The organism is Mesorhizobium sp. B3-1-8, from assembly GCF_006439495.1.
Taxonomy (GTDB): domain Bacteria; phylum Pseudomonadota; class Alphaproteobacteria; order Rhizobiales; family Rhizobiaceae; genus Mesorhizobium.
In genome coordinates this window covers 57,797-76,878 of the sequence record NZ_VFTK01000023.1, presented here as the reverse complement: position 1 = coordinate 76,878, position 19,082 = coordinate 57,797, and the positions used below count along the sequence as shown (strand labels likewise).

Annotated in this window: 18 protein-coding genes; 17 read left to right on the top strand and 1 reads right to left on the bottom strand. The window is 65.0% G+C overall.

Features of this window, described 5'->3' with window-relative positions:
* From FJ424_RS21330 to FJ424_RS21245, 17 genes are all read left to right on the top strand, one after another.
* A complete protein-coding gene (locus FJ424_RS21330) occupies window positions 1-762 on the top strand; it encodes an alpha/beta fold hydrolase (RefSeq protein WP_140659094.1) in 762 nt (253 codons plus the stop codon).
* Window positions 747-1,685, top strand: a complete 939-nt coding sequence (locus FJ424_RS21325) for an acetamidase/formamidase family protein (protein WP_140659093.1) — start codon at window positions 747-749, stop codon at window positions 1,683-1,685. The genes FJ424_RS21330 and FJ424_RS21325 overlap by 16 nt, the downstream gene beginning before the upstream one ends.
* A 104-nt stretch (window positions 1,686-1,789) precedes the next feature.
* Window positions 1,790-3,430 carry a Na+/H+ antiporter gene (locus tag FJ424_RS21320; RefSeq protein ID WP_140659092.1) on the top strand — a complete coding sequence of 547 codons (1,641 nt, stop codon included), beginning with the start codon at window positions 1,790-1,792 and terminating at the stop codon, window positions 3,428-3,430.
* A 126-nt stretch (window positions 3,431-3,556) separates the two neighbouring features.
* Complete coding sequence (gene glyA / locus FJ424_RS21315) at window positions 3,557-4,870, top strand: serine hydroxymethyltransferase (protein ID WP_140659091.1); 1,314 nt, start codon at window positions 3,557-3,559, stop codon at window positions 4,868-4,870.
* Between the two features lie 107 nt (window positions 4,871-4,977).
* Complete coding sequence (locus FJ424_RS21310) at window positions 4,978-5,571, top strand: hypothetical protein (protein ID WP_246677316.1); 594 nt, start codon at window positions 4,978-4,980, stop codon at window positions 5,569-5,571.
* A 113-nt stretch (window positions 5,572-5,684) separates the two neighbouring features.
* Window positions 5,685-6,164, top strand: coding sequence for a transcriptional regulator NrdR (gene nrdR, locus FJ424_RS21305; protein ID WP_027167964.1), 480 nt, complete (start codon window positions 5,685-5,687; stop codon window positions 6,162-6,164).
* 2 nt (window positions 6,165-6,166) lie between these two features.
* A complete protein-coding gene (gene ribD, locus FJ424_RS21300) occupies window positions 6,167-7,294 on the top strand; it encodes a bifunctional diaminohydroxyphosphoribosylaminopyrimidine deaminase/5-amino-6-(5-phosphoribosylamino)uracil reductase RibD (protein ID WP_181182195.1) in 1,128 nt (375 codons plus the stop codon).
* A gap of 61 nt (window positions 7,295-7,355) precedes the next feature.
* On the top strand, window positions 7,356-7,973 hold the full coding sequence (locus tag FJ424_RS21295) for a riboflavin synthase (protein WP_140659090.1): 618 nt from the start codon (window positions 7,356-7,358) through the stop codon (window positions 7,971-7,973).
* A 94-nt stretch (window positions 7,974-8,067) separates the two neighbouring features.
* Complete coding sequence (locus FJ424_RS21290) at window positions 8,068-9,057, top strand: methyltransferase (protein WP_140659089.1); 990 nt, start codon at window positions 8,068-8,070, stop codon at window positions 9,055-9,057.
* 140 nt (window positions 9,058-9,197) lie between these two features.
* The gene (ribH, locus tag FJ424_RS21285; RefSeq protein WP_140641425.1) at window positions 9,198-9,692 is read left to right on the top strand and encodes a 6,7-dimethyl-8-ribityllumazine synthase; all 495 of its coding nucleotides are present in this window, start codon (window positions 9,198-9,200) and stop codon (window positions 9,690-9,692) included.
* The gene (nusB, locus tag FJ424_RS21280) at window positions 9,689-10,183 is read left to right on the top strand and encodes a transcription antitermination factor NusB (RefSeq protein WP_140641427.1); all 495 of its coding nucleotides are present in this window, start codon (window positions 9,689-9,691) and stop codon (window positions 10,181-10,183) included. The genes ribH and nusB overlap by 4 nt, the downstream gene beginning before the upstream one ends.
* The gene (locus FJ424_RS21275) at window positions 10,180-11,403 is read left to right on the top strand and encodes an MFS transporter (RefSeq protein ID WP_140659088.1); all 1,224 of its coding nucleotides are present in this window, start codon (window positions 10,180-10,182) and stop codon (window positions 11,401-11,403) included. The genes nusB and FJ424_RS21275 overlap by 4 nt, the downstream gene beginning before the upstream one ends.
* A gap of 158 nt (window positions 11,404-11,561) precedes the next feature.
* Window positions 11,562-12,473, top strand: coding sequence for an ABC transporter substrate-binding protein (locus FJ424_RS21270; RefSeq protein ID WP_140659087.1), 912 nt, complete (start codon window positions 11,562-11,564; stop codon window positions 12,471-12,473).
* Window positions 12,474-12,751: 278 nt separating this feature from the next.
* On the top strand, window positions 12,752-13,918 hold the full coding sequence (locus FJ424_RS21260) for an ABC transporter permease (protein ID WP_140658595.1): 1,167 nt from the start codon (window positions 12,752-12,754) through the stop codon (window positions 13,916-13,918).
* Window positions 13,915-14,853 carry an ABC transporter ATP-binding protein gene (locus FJ424_RS21255; RefSeq protein WP_140658594.1) on the top strand — a complete coding sequence of 313 codons (939 nt, stop codon included), beginning with the start codon at window positions 13,915-13,917 and terminating at the stop codon, window positions 14,851-14,853. Before FJ424_RS21260 ends, FJ424_RS21255 begins: the two co-directional genes overlap by 4 nt.
* Window positions 14,850-15,599 carry an ABC transporter permease gene (locus tag FJ424_RS21250; RefSeq protein WP_140641437.1) on the top strand — a complete coding sequence of 250 codons (750 nt, stop codon included), beginning with the start codon at window positions 14,850-14,852 and terminating at the stop codon, window positions 15,597-15,599. Before FJ424_RS21255 ends, FJ424_RS21250 begins: the two co-directional genes overlap by 4 nt.
* Before the next feature lie 254 nt (window positions 15,600-15,853).
* Window positions 15,854-17,995: a sodium-translocating pyrophosphatase gene (locus tag FJ424_RS21245; RefSeq protein WP_140641439.1), complete on the top strand. Its 2,142-nt coding sequence runs from the start codon at window positions 15,854-15,856 to the stop codon at window positions 17,993-17,995.
* 96 nt (window positions 17,996-18,091) lie between these two features.
* Here the strand turns inward: FJ424_RS21245 and FJ424_RS21240 are convergent, their stop codons facing one another.
* Window positions 18,092-19,081, bottom strand: coding sequence for a glycosyltransferase family 2 protein (locus tag FJ424_RS21240; protein WP_140658593.1), 990 nt, complete (start codon window positions 19,079-19,081; stop codon window positions 18,092-18,094).
* Between the last annotated feature and the right edge of the window lies 1 nt (window position 19,082).

Here is a 19,082-nt window from a genome sequence, read left to right as displayed (position 1 = left end):
ATGGTGACGCTCAACATCATGCGCTGGGGCGACCGCGGCGCGCCGAAGGCGATGGTGGCGCTGCACGGCATCACCGCCAATGCAGGCGCCATGACCGAGCCGGCGCGGATGCTTGCCGCACGCGGCTGGCAGGTGATCGCTCCCGACATGCGCGGCCACGGCGAAAGCGCGCGAGGCAATGGCGACTTCTCTTTCGACAGCCTGCTCTCCGATTTTGCCGAGAACCTCCCCGCCGGACCGGACGTGCTGCTTGGTCATTCCTTCGGCGGCACGCTGGCGCAGCTTGGCGTGTTGCGCGGCCTGTTCCGGCCGAAGGCGATGCTTCTGGAAGACCCGGTCTCGCATTTTGCCGACAAGGCGACACCGAAGGGCATGCTGGACTGGGACGAAGCAAATCTGCCCCACGACATCGAGGGGCTGCTGAAACTCAATCCCGGCTGGTCGCGGCGTGACGCCGCCTGGAAAGTCGTGTCGCTCGAGCAGATATCGTTCGATGACGCGCGTTCAGCCTTCGCGGGCAACGCGCCCTGGGATCTGCGGGATGAGGCGGTGCGCCTGGCCCGGATGCTGCCGACGGTTTGGGTCCTGCCGGAAGTGAGCCGGTTTGTCCCGCCCGACGACACCGCGCGCCTGCGGGCAGAGGTCGGCGAGCGGTCTGTCGTCGTGATGCCCAACGTCGGCCATAGTATCCATCGCGACGCCACGCAGGCATTTGTCGAGATAGTCGAGAAACTGGGAGCCGGCACTTGGTTCGACCGCTGAACGACGGGCACGATTTCGTCTTCCAACTGGGAGGGCATGCGCCGCGGCTTTCCGTCAGGCCTGGCGAACAATTCACGGTGTTCACCGAGGACTGCTTTTCCGGCAAGCTGACGAGCGTCGACGGTAAGCCGCGCGAGGTCGCGCCCTATCCGAAAGTCAACCCGCTGGTCGGTCCGATCGCCGTCGAAGGCATCAGGGCCGGCGATATCATGGCGATCCGCCTGCATCGCCTGGAGCCCGCTCGTGACTGGGGCGTGGCGACGATATCACCGAATTTCGGCTTCCTGTCGGGAACCCGCGCCTCGCCCAACTTGCAGCAGGAGCAGGACGAGCGGGTGTGGATCTGGCGCCTCTCGCCGGATCGAACGCAATTAACCACACGGACCTCCTCCGGCCGCACGCTTTCCGCCAGCTACCGGCCGTTCCACGGCACGTTGGGCGTCGCGCCCGCTCATGGCGAGGTTCGCCTCGGCGTCGTTCCCGGCGACTTCGGCGGCAATTTCGACATCCCGGACCTGAGGGAAGGCGCGACGCTCTACCTGCGGGCGAATGTCGATGGCGGGCACATCTATATCGGTGACGGACATTACGCGCAGGGCGATGGCGAGATCGCGGGCACCGCGGTCGAGGGCGCCTTCTTCACTTCCCTGTCCGCCGAGAAGGCGATGCCGGATGAGAGCTTCGACTGGCCGCGCCTGGAGACTGAAAGCCATATCGGCGTCATTGGCTGCGCGCGGCCGCTGGACGACGCCGCCCGCATCGCGGTCGCCGGGCTGGTGCGCTGGGTGGCGCAACGGACAGGCCTGGACACGATGGACGCGCATCAACTGGTCAGCCAGACCTGCAGCCTGCGCATCGGCAATGTCGTGAATCCCGCTTTCACGGCGCTTTGTTCCGTACCCAAGGCGGTTCTGTCGCATTAGCGGAACGGCGACGCGTCCGCGGTTGATACGGCCGCGTGACGTCCGGCCGGCTGGACGCGACGCTGGCAATTGCCCATGGTCGGTCGACCAGCCGGAATCTCGCCATGGACGTTGCCGTCTTCATTCTCGTCGTGCTCGCCTTCGTAACGGTTTCCGGTGCGCTGGTGCGGCTGGTGCGCGTGCCGCTGCCGGTGCTGCAGATCGCGATCGGCGCCGCCCTGGCCTGGCCGGCACGCGGCCTGCATGTCGAGATCGACCCGGAGCTGTTCCTCCTGGTATTCATTCCGCCGCTTCTGTTCGGCGATGCGTTCTCGGCGCCGAAGCGCGAGCTGATAGCGCTGCGCAGCCCGATCCTCGACCTCGCCATCGGGCTCGTCTTCTTCACCATCGTCGGCTTCGGTTACGCCTTGCACTGGCTGGTGCCGAGCATCCCGCTGGTGGTCGCCTTCGCTCTGGCCGCCGTGCTGTCGCCGACCGATGCGGTCGCCGTGTCCTCGATCGTCGACCGCAATGTCGTCCCGGCGCGGCTGATGCACATATTGGAAGGCGAATCCCTGCTCAACGACGCCTCGGGTCTGGTGATGTTCCGCTTCACGGTCGCGGCGGCGCTGACCGGCAGCTTTTCGTTCGCCGCGGCATCCCTGAGCTTCCTCTTGGCAGCGGCGATCGGCATTCTCGCCGGCATCGCGGCGCTGTTCATCGCCGCGAAGTCGTTGCAGATCCTCGGCCGCATCACCAGCACACCGGCCGAGGCGCAGGTGCTGGTCATGGTGCTGTTGCCCTTTGTCGCCTATCTGATCGCCGAGCATTTGAACGCGTCGGGCGTTCTGGCGGCGGTCACCGCCGGCCTGTTGACCGGATATTCCGGCATCGTCCGCCACATGGCGGTCTCGGCGCGCATCCAGACGATCTCGCTCTGGTCGATGCTGATCTTCATGTTCAACGGCTCGCTGTTCATCCTGCTTGGCCTGCAACTGCCCGACATCATCCGCAAGGTGCCGCCGGAACTGACGGACCGGCATTGGCTGTTCGAGCCGGCATTGACCGTGCTGTTGCTCACGCTCTGCCTGATCGGGCTGCGCTATGTCTGGATCTGGATCGGCGACGTGGGCGCCGTGCTTGCCGCGCGGCTCGGCAAGCGCAAAGCCGAACCCTTTGGCTTTCGCGTCAGGCTTGCCGGTTCGATCGCCGGCGTGCGCGGCGCCGTCACCCTGGCGGGCATCCTGTCCCTGCCGCTTACCTTGCAAGACGGCTCGCCCTTTCCGGCCCGCGACCTCGTGATCTTCCTCGCCGCCGGCGTCATCATATGCTCGCTGGCGATTGCGAGCCTTACCCTGCCTACGGTCGCGCGCGGTCTCGTCGAACCCGGCGAGCATCCAGGTGCGGCCGAAGAGCGCCGGGCCCGCGTCGGCGCCGCCAACGCGGCCATCGCCAGGATCGAAGGCCTCGCCAGCGACGGCAATGAAGGGGAGGCGGCGGACATGAAGCTTGCCATCGCCGAGAGCGTCGCATCCATCTACCGGCGGCGCATCTCGCTCTCCGACGGCGCCGACGAAGCGCGCGCCGAGGCCCGCGAATCCGGGCGGATCGAGCTCGGATTCAGGCTTGCCGGCATCGAGGCCGAGCGGGCCGAACTGCAGGCGATGCTTCGCCGTGGCGACATCAATGACCATACGGCGCGCAAGCTGTTCACCGAGATCACCTTCTCGGAAGCGATCCTCAAGGGCCGCGAACCGCGGGATTAGAACTGGACGGGTTTGTCTTGGCGCAAACCGGCCAGCAAATTTCGCGCCGCAAACGTGGCGGCTCGGAAACAACTGTGTTAATGCGCGGCGACCTCGCAGACCTCCGGCCCCAAGGGAAAGCAAGCCATGTCAAACGCAGCGGCAGCCTCCAGCAAATTCGAATCCTTCTTCGAGACCACGCTTGCCGACGCCGATCCGGAAATCTTCGGCGCCATCCGCAACGAGCTTGGGCGCCAGCGCCACGAGATCGAGCTGATCGCGTCGGAAAACATCGTGTCGCGCGCCGTGCTCGAGGCGCAGGGCTCGATCATGACCAACAAATATGCCGAGGGTTATCCAGGCAAGCGCTACTATGGCGGCTGCCAGTTCGTCGACGTGGCCGAGGAACTGGCCATCGAGCGCGCGAAAAAGCTCTTTGGCTGCAACTTCGCCAACGTTCAGCCGAACTCGGGCAGCCAGATGAACCAGGCCGTGTTCCTGGCGCTGCTGCAGCCCGGCGACACCTTCATGGGCCTCGACCTGAATTCGGGCGGGCATCTCACCCACGGCTCGCCGGTCAACATGAGCGGCAAATGGTTCAAGGTCGTCTCCTATGGCGTGCGCAAGGAAGACCATTTGCTCGACATGGACGCGATCGAGAAGACCGCGCATGAGACGAAGCCGAAGCTGATCCTGGCCGGCGGCACCGCCTATTCGCGCATCTGGGACTGGAAGCGTTTCCGCGAGATCGCCGATTCGATCGGCGCCTATCTGATGGTCGACATGGCGCATATCGCCGGCCTCGTCGCCGGCGGCGTGCATCCGTCGCCGTTGCCTCATGCCCATGTCGTGACCACGACGACCCACAAATCGCTGCGCGGTCCGCGCGGCGGCATGATCCTGTGCAACGACGAGGACATCGCCAAGAAGATGAATTCGGCGGTGTTTCCGGGCTTGCAGGGCGGCCCGCTGATGCATGTCATCGCCGCCAAGGCGGTGGCGCTCGGCGAGGCGCTGAAGCCGAGCTTCAAGGCCTATGCCGAAAGCATCGTCGCCAATGCCAAGGCGCTGGCCTCCAGCCTGCAGGAGACGGGCCTCGATATCGTCTCCGGCGGTACCGACAACCATTTGATGCTGGTCGACCTTCGGCCGAAGAACGCCACCGGCAAGCGTGCGGAAGCCGCCCTCGGCCGCGCCAACATCACCTGCAACAAGAACGGTATCCCGTTCGATCCGGAAAAGCCGTTCGTGACGTCGGGCGTACGCCTCGGCACGCCGGCCGGCACCACACGCGGCTTCGGCCAGGCCGAATTCCGCGAGATCGGCAAGCTGATCGCCGAGGTGCTGGATGGGCTGAAGGTGGCGAATTCCGACGACGGCAATGCGGCCGTCGAGGCCGCCGTCAAAGCCAAGGTCACGGCGTTGACCGACCGCTTCCCGCTTTACCCCTATCTCGGCTGATCCACGCTCGGTTGCCCTCCGTCGGTTGACCGCGCGACATACGTCATCTTTTATCCTTGCGCTTCGCGCCGCTCCTTGATCGGGCGGCGCGGCTTACCGGAGACCTGATGATGCGCACTTTCCGTCTTGCCACCCTGGCCCTGTCCGGCTCGCTGGCCGTTTTCGCCCTGTCCGGCGCGGTTGCGCAGGAGCAGGCGCAGCCCGGCTCCGACATGCCGGCCACCAATACCTTCGGCAAGTGGACCACCATCATCGATACGCTCGATACCGGGCAGGATGCGCACAAGACCTGCGCCGCCTCGACTGCATTCGTCGACGGCGACGGCAATGCCGGATCCCTGACGCTGTCGATCTCGACCGGCGATGCGCTGCCGCCGGACGCGTATCCGGCCATCATGTTCATCATCGACAACGGCAACCTGCCGACCGGCGACAAGATCGCCGCGACCTTCGGCGATCCTGGCGTGAAGGTCGCTGCGACCGTGACCTCCAACGGCGCCGCCGGTGGTCGTCCCAGCTGGATGGTCGACAACCAGGCCAAGACCAGCCTCGCCCTGCTGCGCGCCATGCGCAAGGTCACCTCGCTCGACGTCACCTTCGGCAAACAGAAGGTCACCAGCATCCCGATGGACGGCTTCACCAAGGCCTATCGCAACCTAGGCGCATCGTGCGGGTTTCCGACCAAGGATGTTGCGCCCTGACGCCCGTCGGCCAGCGGGGTGGAGCGCTGGCAATCTTGCTTATGCCTCGCTATCTCTGAGGCATGAAAGGCTCTAAGCCTTTCGCCCACAGAATCGCGAACCCAAGGCTCTCCATGCGCTGTCCCTATTGCCAGTCCGAAGATACGCAGGTGAAGGATTCGCGTCCCGCCGAGGACGGCGCGGCGATCCGCAGGCGGCGGGTGTGCCCCGATTGCGGCGGCCGTTTCACGACTTTCGAGCGCGTCCAACTGCGCGACCTCGTCGTCGTCAAGAAGTCCGGCCGCAAGGTGCCTTTCGACCGTGACAAGCTGCTGCGCTCCGTCGAGATCGCCGTGCGCAAGCGCAATGTCGACCCCGAGCGCATCGACCGCGCGGTCACCGGCATCGTGCGCCAGCTCGAAAGCTCCGGCGAAACCGAGGTTGCTTCGGGCGAAGTCGGCCGGCTGGTCATGGATGCGCTGAAATCGCTGGATGACGTCGCCTATGTCCGCTTCGCCTCGGTCTATCGCAATTTCCGCGAGGCCAAGGATTTTCATGAGCTGCTGGGCGAACTGAAGGGCGACGAGGAAAAGACCGAAGAGGACGCTGGCTGATCATGGCGGGACAGCGACTGGACGAGGCCGCGCAGGCGGCCCTTGATCGCCGTTTCATGGCCGCGGCCATCAGGTTGTCGCGCCGCAACGCCGGCCGCACGTCGACCAACCCTTCCGTCGGCACCATCATCGTGCGCGACGACGGCGCCGGCCCGATGATCGTCGGTACCGGCGTGACGGCCGTCGGCGGCCGCCCGCATGCCGAGACCGAAGCGCTGGCCGAGGCCGGCGAACTCGCGCGTGGTGCTACGGCTTACGTTACTTTGGAGCCTTGCGCCCACCACGGCCGCACGCCGCCTTGCGCCAACGCGCTGGTCAATGCCGGCATCGCGCGCGTCGTCGGCGCGGCAAGCGATCCCGATCCGCGCGTCTCCGGCAAGGGCTACGCCATACTGCGCGCCGCCGGTGTCGAGGTGGTGGAGAAAGTGCTGGCCGCCGAGGCCGCCGAGCAGATGGCCGGCTATCTGACTCGTTCTCTAAAAAAACGCCCGGAAGTAACTCTGAAGCTTGCGCTTTCGAGTGACGGCAAGATCGGCCGCAAAGGCGCGGGCCAGGTCGCCATCACCGGCGAGATCGCGCGGCGCGATGTCTATCTGATGCGCGCCGAGTCCGACGCCATCCTGGTCGGCATCGGCACCGCTCTCGAGGACGACCCGGCGCTGACCGTGCGCCTTCCGGGACTGGAGAACCGCTCGCCGGCGCGCATCATCCTCGATCGGCAGATCCGGCTGCCGGAGACATCCAAGCTGATATCCGGCGTCGACCGCGTGCCGCTCTATATCGCCGCCTGTCTGGAAGCCGACCCGCACCGGCGGGCGGCGCTCGAACGCGCGGGCGTGCGCTTCATCGGCACCGAAACCCACAATGGCGTGGTCGCCTTGCCGGAATTGCTGGAAGACCTTGCCGCGCTTGGCATGGCAAGCGTTTTGGTCGAAGGCGGCGCCAAGGTAGCCAAGGCCTTCCTCGAGGAAGACCTTGTCGACCGCATCGTCCTGTTCCAGGGACCTGAGGCGATCGGCAAAGACGGTATTGCATCGCCTATCGACGCCGACCATATCCCGGCAGGTTTTCGCAAGCTGCGTGATATGCGCTTCGGCGAAGACAGTTACGCCGAGTGGGTAAGACCATGATCCCAAAAAGTGGGAACCGATTTTTGGGTTAGATCATGGTCAAAATGAAAGACGCTCTCTGATGTTTACTGGGATTGTGACTGACGTTGGCACTGTCGCTACCGTGAAGCCGCTGGCCGAAGGCGTTGGGCTGCGCATAGACACCACCTATGATCCCGAAACCATCGCCATCGGCGCCTCCATCTCCTGCGGCGGCGTTTGCCTGACGGTCACGGCGCTCCCCGAAACTGGTTCCAACGCGCGCTGGTTCGAGGTCGAGGCCTGGGAGGAGGCGCTGAGGCTCACCACGGCATCCAGCTGGAAATCAGGCACCAGGATCAATCTCGAACGGGCGCTGAAGATCGGCGACGAGCTCGGCGGCCACATCGTTTCCGGCCATGTCGACGGCACGGCCGAGATCGTCGAGCGCAAGGAGGAGGGCGATGCCGTGCGCTTCACGCTGGAAGCGCCGCGGCATCTGGCGAAGTTCATCGCGCCGAAAGGGTCGGTCGCGCTCGACGGCACCTCGCTCACCGTCAACAAGGTCGAAGGCACCCGCTTCGACGTGCTGCTCATCCATCATTCGCTGAGCGTCACCACCTGGGGCCAACGCCAGGCCGGCGACCGCGTCAATCTCGAGATCGACACCATGGCCCGCTATGCCGCGCGCCTGGCGGAGGCGGCGAAAGAGGGGCTTTGACTAAAGTCGTGAGGCCGCGCCGTTCAACACTGCGTCCCGCTTCACTTCTGCTCGCGCCCCTCGTAAGCTTTTCACCTGTCCGGAGGGGAAAGCCATGACCAACCCGTCGCAACAAGTCATGAGGCTGGGTTTCGGATTTGCCGTGTCACAGGCGCTGCGCGTCGTCATCGAACTCGGCATTCCCGATCTTCTGGCTTCCGGCGAGCAGTCAGTTGAAGATTTGGCGGCCGCCACGAAGACGGATGCGGAATCGCTCTATCGCGTCATGCGGCTTCTGGCGCCGGAGGGGGTCTTCACTGAAGTTCGCCCTCGTCATTTTACCTTGATGGAGGTGGGCGCGGCGCTTCGTTCCGATCGGCCCGGACCACGCGACTTCATCCGGATGGTCAACAGCGAGGCCTATCTTGCGTTCGAGCAGCTTCTGCATTCCGTCCGCACCGGAAAGCCGGCCTTCGACAAGGTGTTCGGAAGTCCGAGGTTCGATTGGCTTTCGGCCCACCCGGAACAGGCTGCCCTGTTTCAGCGAGCTATGATTGCCCAGGGCCAAGGCAGCAACGAGGCGGTCGCCGACGCCTATGATTTCAGCCGATATACGCGGGTCGTCGATGTCGGCGGCGGGCATGGACAGCTTCTCTCGGCCATCCTTGCCCGCAATCCCCATTTGAGCGGGGTTCTTCTCGATCTCGCCTCCGGAGTGGCGGCGGCGCGCCAGGAGGCCGGGAGCGATCCGTCGCGCACCGACTTCGTCGTCGGCGACTTCTTCGATAGCGTCCCCGTCGGCGACGTCTATGTAATCAAGAAGGTGATCCACGATTGGGACGATGAACGCGCCGAGTTGATCTTGCGCCGTTGCCGCGAGGCAATGCAAACGCATGGCAGGGTGCTTGTGGCCGAGACGCTCGTCCCTGCGGGCGACGAACCAGCCCAGATCAAGGCCATCGATGTGGTCATGCTCGCGGTCACCGGCGGCCTTGAGCGGACCGAGGCGCAATACGCCAGGCTGTTCGAGGCCGCAGGGCTGAAGCTCGAGCGAGTGATCGACACCACCGCGCCGATCTCGATCCTTGAGGCTTCGCCTGCCTAGCCAAACAAAGTACCGAAACATCGCGCTGCCCCGGGATCTGAATCCTTCGAGAGATACAGCGTTGGTGTCGGTCCGCCAATCTTCCGCTTGCGATAAACCTGGCTTCGGCCTAAGTCACCGGCAACCCCCCGGAGACTTTTATGGCAGGCACATCCCAACACGGCAAAGCGTTCATTCGCCCGAAGGCGAAGGCGCATCTGCTCATTGTCGAAGCGCGCTTTCACGACGATCTCGCCGACGCGCTGCTCGAAGGCGCGACCGGCGCGCTCGACGAGGCCGGCGCCACCTATGACGTCGTCACGGTTCCTGGCTCGCTCGAAATACCTGCTGTCATCACCTTCGCGCTCGATGGCGCGGCCGAAGGCGGCACGCATTACGACGGTTTTGTCGCGCTAGGAACCGTCGTCCGCGGCGACACCTACCATTTCGACATCGTCGCCAATGAATCGAGCCGCGCGCTCATGGATCTTTCGGTGCAGGAGGCGATCGCGATCGGCAATGGCATTCTGACCACAGAAAACGACGCGCAGGCATGGGCGCGTGCGCGAAAGACCGAAGGCGACAAGGGCGGCTTCGCCGCGCGCGCGGCGCTGACCATGATCGCGCTCAAAGAGAAATTCGGAGCCCAATCGTGACCGAGCCCGCCTCGACCGGAGCGGTGCGCCACGTCAACAAGCGCGGCGCCGCCCGTCTTGCCGCCGTCCAGGCGCTCTATCAGATGGATGTGGCCGGCAGCGGCGTTTTCGAGATCACGGCCGAATACGAGACCTTTCGCCTCGGCAAGGAAGTCGATGGCGCGCTCTATCGCGAGGCCGACGCGCAATGGTTCCGCGCCATCCTGACCGGCGTCGTCGAGAACCAGAAGACCATCGACCCCGTCATCCGCCAGGCGCTGACCGAGGATTGGCCGCTGTCGCGGCTGGATTCGACGCTGCGCGCCATTCTGCGCGCCGGCGTCTATGAATTGATGAAGCGCGAGGATGTGCCGGTGGCCGTCATCGTCTCCGAATATGTCGACATCGCCAAGGCGTTCTACGAGGAAGACGAGCCGAAGCTGGTCAACGCCGTTCTTGATCGCGTCTCGCGCCGGGTTCGCGGCGAGGGGCGTGGCAAGGACGCTTCATGACAGCCGCAACGGCCGGGGTCGCCGAGGCCGGCAGGGAAGGGCGTCGCACGGCGGTGCTCCTTGCCGCCGCGCAGGCGATCGTCGGTTCGGCCGCGCCGATCGCCATTTCGCTCGGCGCGCTGGCCGGACAATATCTGCTCGGTCCCGACAAATCCCTGGCCACCGCGCCGGTCACCGGCTTCAACATCGGCGTGGCGCTCGGCGCCTTGCCGGCTGCCGCCATCATCCGCAGCCTCGGCCATCGCGGCGGCTTCATGATCGGCACCATAGTCACCGCGCTCGGCGGCCTGGTCGCGGCGCTCGCGCTCTATCAGGCGAGCTTCTGGCTGTTCGCCTTCGGCCTCTGCGTCATCGGTGTCGGCGGCGCCTTCGTCCAGCAGTTCCGCTTCGCCGCCGCCGACAACGCGCCACCCGAATTCAAGGCGCGCGCCATCTCCTTCGTGCTGGCGGGCGGCATCATCACCGCCATCCTCGGGCCGCAGATCGTCATCTACACGCGCGAATTGCTCGCCCCGGTGATGTTTGCGGGATCCTTCGCCTCGATCCTGCCCCTGGCGGCGGTCGGCGCGCTCATCCTGTCGTTCCTGCGCGTTTCCTCGCGGACCGACGCCGTCTCTGAAACCGCTGCAAGCGACGCCCGCCCGCTGATCGAAATCGTCACCCAGCCGCGTTTCGTCGCCGCGTTGTTCTGCACCGTCGGCAGCTACGCGCTGATGAGCTTCGTCATGACCGGCGCGCCGCTCGCCATGGTCGGCTGCGGCCTGTCGGAAGACAATGCGACGCTTGGCATTTCCTGGCATGTCATGGCCATGTTCGGGCCGAGCTTCTTCACCGGTTCGCTGATCCACCGCTTCGGCGCTGAGCGCATCGTTGCCACTGGTCTTGTCCTGCTCATCGGCTGCGGCGCCGTGGCGCTTTCCGGCCTGGCGCTGTGGCAGTTCTGGACGGCACTGATCCTGCTTGGCCTCGGCTGGAATTTTGGTTTCATCGGCGCGACCGCCATGGTCGCGGCCAGCTACCGGCCCTCCGAGAAGAGCAAGGTCCAGGGTTTCCATGATTTTGTCCTGTTCGGCTCCGTCGCCTTTGCCTCGCTGATGTCGGGCGCGATCTACAACGCCTGGGGCTGGACCATGCTGAACTGGATCGTTTTCCCGGTCGTAGTGCTTTGCTTCCTGGCGCTTGGCACGCTCAAGCTGCAGGGCTTGCGTGCCGCCAACTGACATTACGCTGTCGGGACCGGGCCGGGCACCGGCCTCGCGCGGGGAACAAAAATATTGCGCTGATCCCCCTACTTATGAAACCGTGTACCCCGACTGGCCGTTATAGCCGTGCTCATATGCGGCCACCGGATCCTCGGTTCATAGCAAGGGATTTCACAATGTTTTCAATCGGAAAGCTCGCCGTAGCTGCCATCGCGCTCGGCCTTGCCACCGCCTCGGCCAACGCCCAGGTAGTCGTCTCCTCGAAGATCGACACGGAAGGCGGGGTGCTGGGCAACATCATCCGGCTCGTGCTCAACGCCAACAACATCAAGACGACGGACCGCATCCAGCTCGGCGCGACGCCGGTGGTGCGCAAGGCGATCACCGCCGGCGAGATCGACATCTATCCCGAATATACCGGCAATGCCGCCTTCTTCTTCCAGAAGGCCGATGATCCGGTCTGGAAGGATGCCGCCAAGGCGTACGAAACCGCCAAGAAGCTGGACTACGACGCCAACAAGATCGTCTGGCTGTCGCCGTCGCCGGCCAACAACACCTGGGCGATCGCGCTGCGCAAGGAAGTGGCCGACGAGAACAAGCTCGTCACCTTGACGGACTTCGGCAAATACGTCGCGGGCGGCGGCAAGGTGGTGCTCGCGGCTTCGGCCGAGTTCGTCAATTCGGCCGCAGCGCTTCCGGCCTTCCAGACGACCTATGGCTTCACGCTGAAGCCCGACCAGTTGATCACTCTCTCCGGCGGCGATACCGCGGCGACGATCGCAGCCGCCGCCAACCAGACCAACGGCGCCAACGCCGCCATGGTCTATGGCACCGATGGCGGCATCCAGCCCTCCGGCCTCGTCGTGCTCGAGGACGACAAGGGCGTGCAGCCGGTCTACCAGCCGGCGCCGATCATCCGCGAAGAGGTCTTGAAGCAGCACCCGGAAATCGAGGCGCTGCTGAAGCCGGTCTTCGCCAAGCTCGACCTCGTCACGCTGCAGGAGCTCAACGGCCGCGTGCAACTGGGCGGCGAGCCAGCCAAGGGCGTGGCGGAGGACTTTTTGAAGAAGAACGGGTTCTTGAAGTAGATCGCGGCATAATAAGTGCGAGCTGGAGAGGTGCGGTTGGCGGAACTGCTGATCTCCCCCCTTGCGGGGGAGATGTCCGGCAGGACGGAGGAGGGTGCTGTCCCGCCGACCTTTCAACCTATCGAAGGAAAGTCCTTCGGCGGGTTTACCTTTGAACGAGCTCGTATTCCAAGGTTGGCGTTCCTTCACCTCTGGCCTGCCGGCCATCTCCCCCGCAAGGGGGGAGATCGGTTCTCCCGCCGGCTTTCGCCAACCGCCAAGGCCGCAAGGGGGAGGCCATGACCCTGCGTTTCGACAAGCTCGGCGTGGTCATCGCCGCGATCGTCGCCTACGCCGCTTTCCTGGCCCCCTTTGCCACGTTCCGCGCCAACCGCATCGTACCCGGGCAGGCGCGTTCGATCCTCGAGTCGTTGCCGCCCACGCTTGGCATGCTGTTGCTGGCGATAGTGATCGCGGCCGCCATCGTCGCCTTGCTGCGGACGCCGCTCACCCTAAGGCTGGCCGCCAGCATCGTGGCGCTCGCCGCACTCGCCGTCCTCATCGGTGTAGCCGGCAGTTTCCTGACACCGGCCGGCAACACGTTCGCCCGCGTCGCTCCGGCGTCCGGTTTCTGGCTGCTGATCTTTGCCTTCACTCTGCTCCTCGCCGATGTGCTGACCAGGCTGAACCTTTCGCCCTGGTCACGCGTCGGCGTGCTCGTGCTTGCAGCGCTTGCCATCGCCGTGCTGCTCGTCTCGGGAAGCTGGGACAGCCTTTCCATCCTCAAGGAATATGCCGGCCGCGCCGACAGTTTCTGGGCCGAAGCCTCCAAGCACGTCACGCTGGCGCTTGGCTCGCTGGCCGGCGCGGTGATCGTCGGCATACCGCTCGGCATCTTTTGCCATCGCGTCGAGAAACTGCGGGCAGGCGTGCTGAATGTACTCAACATCATCCAGACCATTCCGTCGATCGCGCTCTTCGGCCTGCTGATCGCTCCGCTCGGCTGGGTTGCCGTGCACTTGCCAGGCGCCGCCGCCATCGGCATCAGGGGCATCGGCACCGCGCCGGCCTTTGTCGCGCTCTTCCTCTATTCCTTGCTGCCGGTGGTGGCCAACACCGTGGTTGGGCTGGCTGGTGTACCCCGCGCGGCCAATGACGCCGCGCGCGGCATGGGTATGACCGACCGCCAGCGCCTGTTCGATGTCGAGTTCCCGCTCGCCTTTCCGGTGATCCTGACCGGTATTCGTATCGTGCTGGTGCAGAATATCGGCCTCGCCACCATCGCCGCGCTGATCGGCGGCGGCGGCTTCGGCGTGTTTGTTTTCCAGGGTGTCGGCCAGACGGCGATGGACCTCGTGCTGCTCGGCGCGCTGCCCACCGTGGCGCTGGCTTTTGCCGCGGCCATTATCCTCGACGCGGTCATCGAAATGGCCGCCACCAGGCGCAGGGCAGTTGAAACGGCATGATCGAGATCGAAGGCATCACCAAGCGCTATGACCAAACGACGGTGGTCGACAATGTTTCGATGATCATCGAACCCCGAACTATCGCCACCATTGTCGGCACGTCGGGATCCGGCAAGACGACGCTGCTCAGGATGATCAACCGGCTGGTCGAGCCGACCTCCGGGGTCATCAAGCTCGACGGCGCCGACAACCGCTCGGTGCCCGGCTATCAGCTGCGCCGCAGCATCGGCTACGCCATCCAGGGTCACGGCCTGTTTCCGCATCGCACGGTGGCGCAGAACATCGCCACCGTGCCGTTGCTGCTCGGCTGGGACAGGGATCGCATCAAGGCGCGCGTCGACGAGTTGATGACACTCTACCAGCTCGACCCCCAGGCCTATGGACCGCGCTATCCGCATGAGCTTTCCGGCGGCCAGCAGCAGCGCGTCGGCGTCGCCCGCGCTTTGGCCGCCAAGCCCAACGTGCTTTTGATGGACGAGCCCTTCGGCGCGCTCGACCCGATCATCCGCACCAAGGCGCAAGAGGATCTGCTGGCGATCCAGAAGCGTTTCGGCACCACCATCATCCTCGTCACCCACGACATGGAAGAGGCTGTGCACTTGGGCGACAAGATCGCCGTCATGGATGCCGGCAAGCTGGTGCAATACGCCAAGCCGGCTGAAATCCTGGCGAGACCCGCAAGCGATTTCGTCGAGACACTGGTCGGCGCCAGCGAAAGGCCGTTCCGGCTGCTGTCGCTGGGGCCTGTGCGCGATGCCGTGGAGCCGGGCGGCGCCGAAGGCGAGGCGATCCCCAGCGAGGCCACGCAGCGCGACGCGCTGGCCGAGCTGTTGTGGTCGGGCCGCCCTGCGCTGCCGGTGAAGGGCGCCGACGGCAAGCTCATTGGCCGCGTCACCATCGAAAGCCTGGTGAAGCGCGCGGCGAGGCCGCAATGAAAGCCTGGCTGCCCGCGCTGCTGAGGCTGGCCGTTCTGGTGGTGCTGGTGGTCTTCATCACCAGCCCCAACTGGTTCGAGCCGCTGCTGAAGCCCCTCACCGAGAATGGCGCGCCGGCAATCTACAACCAGGGCAGCCTGCTGACGCTGACCTTGCAGCATCTGCGGATCGTCCTGGTCGCGACGGTGGCCGCGACGATCGTCGCCGTGGCGCTCGCCATCCTGGTCACCAGGCCGGCCGGCGCCGAGTTCCTGCCCTTGTCGCGCAGCCTGGTCAATATCGGCCAGACCTTTCCGCCGGTTGCCGTGCTGGCGCTCGCCGTGCCGGCCGTCGGTTTTGGCGAGAAGCCGACGCTGATCGCGCTCTTCCTCTACGGATTGCTGCCGATCTTCGAAAACGCGCTGACAGCGCTCACCACGTTGCCCGGCAACGTCATGGAAGCGGCGCGTGGCGCCGGCATGACCGGCTGGCAAAGGCTGATGAAGGTCGAGCTGCCGCTGAGCGCCCCGGTGATCCTTGGCGGCATCCGGCTCTCGGTCGTCATCAGCCTCGCCACCGCGACCATCGGATCGACCGTTGCCGCCAAGACGCTTGGCGAGGTGATCATCGCCGGCCTGATCTCGAACAACCTTGCCTTCGTGCTGCAGGGCGGCCTGATCGTCGCCGCGCTTGCCGTTCTGATCTATGACGGTCTGTCGGCGGTCGAACGCTACGCCGCGCGACGCATGGGGCAGGGGGCGGAATAACGCTACGTCTGCGGATTGGCGAATGTGCCCCAGCGCCATTTCAATCGATCTAATTCCAAGCTTGCGCTGGCACAACAATTCCTGCCCTCTTCTTTTGGGCGAAAGCCGGGCAAAAACCGAACAATATCTTGACGTTCCAAGCCCTGTTTCGCATACACCCTAGCCAAGGGGTGGAATCCGTGCGCGGCATCCATCTCCGTTCCAACGGCCCAGGGAGGGGTTCTTTTGGGCCAACAATCGAGGAAAATCCGGCAATGACCATCATTACCGCCGTCATCGCCTGCGGCTTGCTGTCAGTTCTGTACGCCATCTGGGCGACACGTTCGGTCCTTGCGTCCGATCAGGGCAATCAGCGCATGCAGGAAATCTCCGCCGCCATCCGCGAAGGCGCCCAGGCCTATCTGGCGCGCCAGTACACGACCATCGCGGTCGTCGGTATCGTCGTTCTCCTGCTTGCCTGGTGGCTGCTTTCGATCACCGCCGCTATCGGCTTCCTGATCGGCGCGGTGCTCTCGGGTGCCGCCGGCTTCATCGGCATGCATGTCTCGGTGCGCGCCAACGTGCGGACTGCGCAAGCCGCTTCGAACAGCCTTGCTGCCGGCCTCGACATCGCCTTCAAGTCGGGCGCCATCACCGGCATGCTGGTGGCGGGTCTGGCGCTGCTTGGCGTCTCGATCTACTACGCCATATTGACCGGCCCGATGGGCCTGCAGCCGAATGACCGCGTCGTCATCGACTCGCTGGTTTCGCTCGGCTTCGGCGCTTCGCTGATATCGATCTTCGCCCGTCTCGGCGGCGGCATCTTCACCAAGGGTGCGGACGTCGGCGGCGACCTCGTCGGCAAGGTCGAGGCCGGCATTCCGGAAGACGATCCGCGCAACCCGGCCACCATCGCCGACAACGTCGGCGACAATGTCGGCGATTGCGCCGGCATGGCCGCCGACCTGTTCGAAACCTATGCGGTGACCGTCGTCGCCACCATGGTGCTCGCCGCCATCTTCTTCGGCGGCACGGCCGCGCTGGGTGCGTCGATGCTCTATCCGCTCGCCATCTGCGGCGCCTGCATCCTGACCTCTATCGTCGGCACCTTCTTCGTCAAGCTTGGGTCGAACGGCTCGATCATGGGCGCCCTCTACAAGGGCCTGATCGTCACCGGGCTCTTGTCGATCGTCGGTCTCGCCATCGCCACTTCGGCCACCGTCGGCTGGGGCGAGGTCGGCAATGTCGCCGGCATCGCCATCACCGGCAAGAACCTGTTCATCTGTGGCCTCATCGGCCTCCTGGTGACCGGCCTCATCGTGGTGATCACCGAATACTACACTGGTACCAACAAGCGCCCGGTGAACTCGATCGCCCAGGCTTCCGTGACCGGCCACGGCACCAACGTCATCCAGGGCCTCGCGGTCTCGCTGGAATCGACCGCGCTGCCTGCCATCGTCATCGTCGGCGGCATCATCGCCACCTACCAGCTCGGCGGCCTCTTCGGCACCGCGATCGCCGTCACCACCATGCTCGGCCTTGCCGGCATGATCGTGGCGCTCGACGCCTTCGGCCCTGTTACCGACAATGCCGGCGGCATTGCCGAAATGGCCGGCCTGCCCAAGGAGGTGCGCCACTCCACCGACGCGCTCGACGCTGTCGGCAACACCACCAAGGCCGTCACCAAGGGCTATGCCATCGGCTCCGCCGGCCTCGGCGCGCTGGTGCTGTTCGCGGCCTATTCGAACGACCTGAAATTCTTTGCCGCCAATGGCGACAAGTATCCTTACTTCCAGGGCATGGGCGAGGTCTCCTTCGACCTCTCCAATCCGTATGTCGTCGCCGGCCTGATCTTCGGCGGCCTGATTCCCTACCTCTTCGGCGGCATCGCGATGACCGCCGTCGGTCGCGCCGCGGGCTCCATCGTCGAGGAAGTGCGCAAGCAGTTCCGCGAGGACAAGGGCATCATGGCCGGCACCTCGAAGCCGAACTATGCGCGCGCCGTCGACATCCTGACCAGGGCGGCGATCCGAGAAATGATCATCCCGTCGCTGCTGCCCGTGCTGGCGCCGCTCGTCGTCTATTTCGGCGTGCTGCTGATCTCGGGCTCCAAGGCCTCGGCCTTCGCGGCGCTCGGCGCCTCGCTGCTCGGCGTCATCGTCAATGGCCTCTTCGTCGCCATCTCGATGACCTCCGGCGGCGGCGCCTGGGACAACGCCAAGAAGTCGTTCGAGGACGGCTTCACCGACAAGGACGGCGTCAAGCACCTGAAGGGCTCCGAGGCGCATAAGGCATCGGTCACCGGCGACACCGTCGGCGATCCCTACAAGGACACCGCCGGCCCGGCCGTCAACCCGGCGATCAAGATCACCAACATCGTCGCGCTGCTCCTGCTCGCCGTGCTCGCGCACGGCTGATCGCGGCGGCTATTCCATGACAAAGCCCGCGGGAGCGATCCCGCGGGCTTTGTTTTTCGGCATGACATCCTTCATGCTTTCCGCCCCGGGAGGCACTCAACCGGCCTCTGGCCTTTCGCTGTCATGGCGATAGCGGGCCAGCAACGCTTCGGCATCCGGTTCGCGTTCGGGCATTGGCGGTAAGCCGCGAGTCTGGCGCAGCATGGCAATGAACGCGCCGTGGCGAAATTGGCGGCGGAAGGAACGCGCTCGCGGATGTATGCCGAGGGCAGCCAGCAGCCTGCGTTTGAGGTAGCGGAAGCGCTTGAGGGGAGCCGGCTCCTCGGCGTTGCCAAGAATCCTGACGCGCAACGCGTCTGGCGAACTCATCGCGTTCATCAGTTCTTCCTGCTCCTGCGCCGTATCACGCGCATAGCTGTCTTCGCGCTTGCCCGAATGCAGCATGAGCACGGTCAGATGCGGCATTGTCGCAATCACCGCACCGTTGCGCCATGCACGGAACAGCCAGTCCTGGGAACTCTCGCAGACGCACTGGCTGGCCGGGCGCCATGGCCCAAGCCTTGGCAGCGACGTTCTCCGGACCATTTGCGCGGAGCCGAAGCCGACTGTGGTGACCGGGTCATAGAAGCCGTGCCGCCCCGTCCCGAGGATCATATGCCTGGAACCTTTGCTCGCGGCCGACTCGATGACCGCACCCCGGGCGATCACCACATCGGCGCCGGTGGCGTCGATCCAGCCGCTCATGGACGTCAGATGGTCGGGAAACCAGAGATCGTCATGGTTCAATATGGCAACGAAACGGCCGCGTGCTCTGGCAAAGCCGATATTGTTAGGCCCCGACTGCTCGCCGAAGTTCACGGGAAGATCGATATAGGAGATGCGGGCGTCGCCGAAAGCGGCAACCGTTGTCGCGGTGTCCGGCCGGCACGCATCACCAATCACCATGGCTTCCCAGTCCTGCAGGGTCTGGCCAACGAGGCTCTTCAGCGTTTGATGCAGCACCGCCGGACGATTGTGCGTCGCTATCACGACCGAGACCAGCGGTTCGATCGGTCCGATCGCCGCGCCTTGACCGGCCTGTTCCACG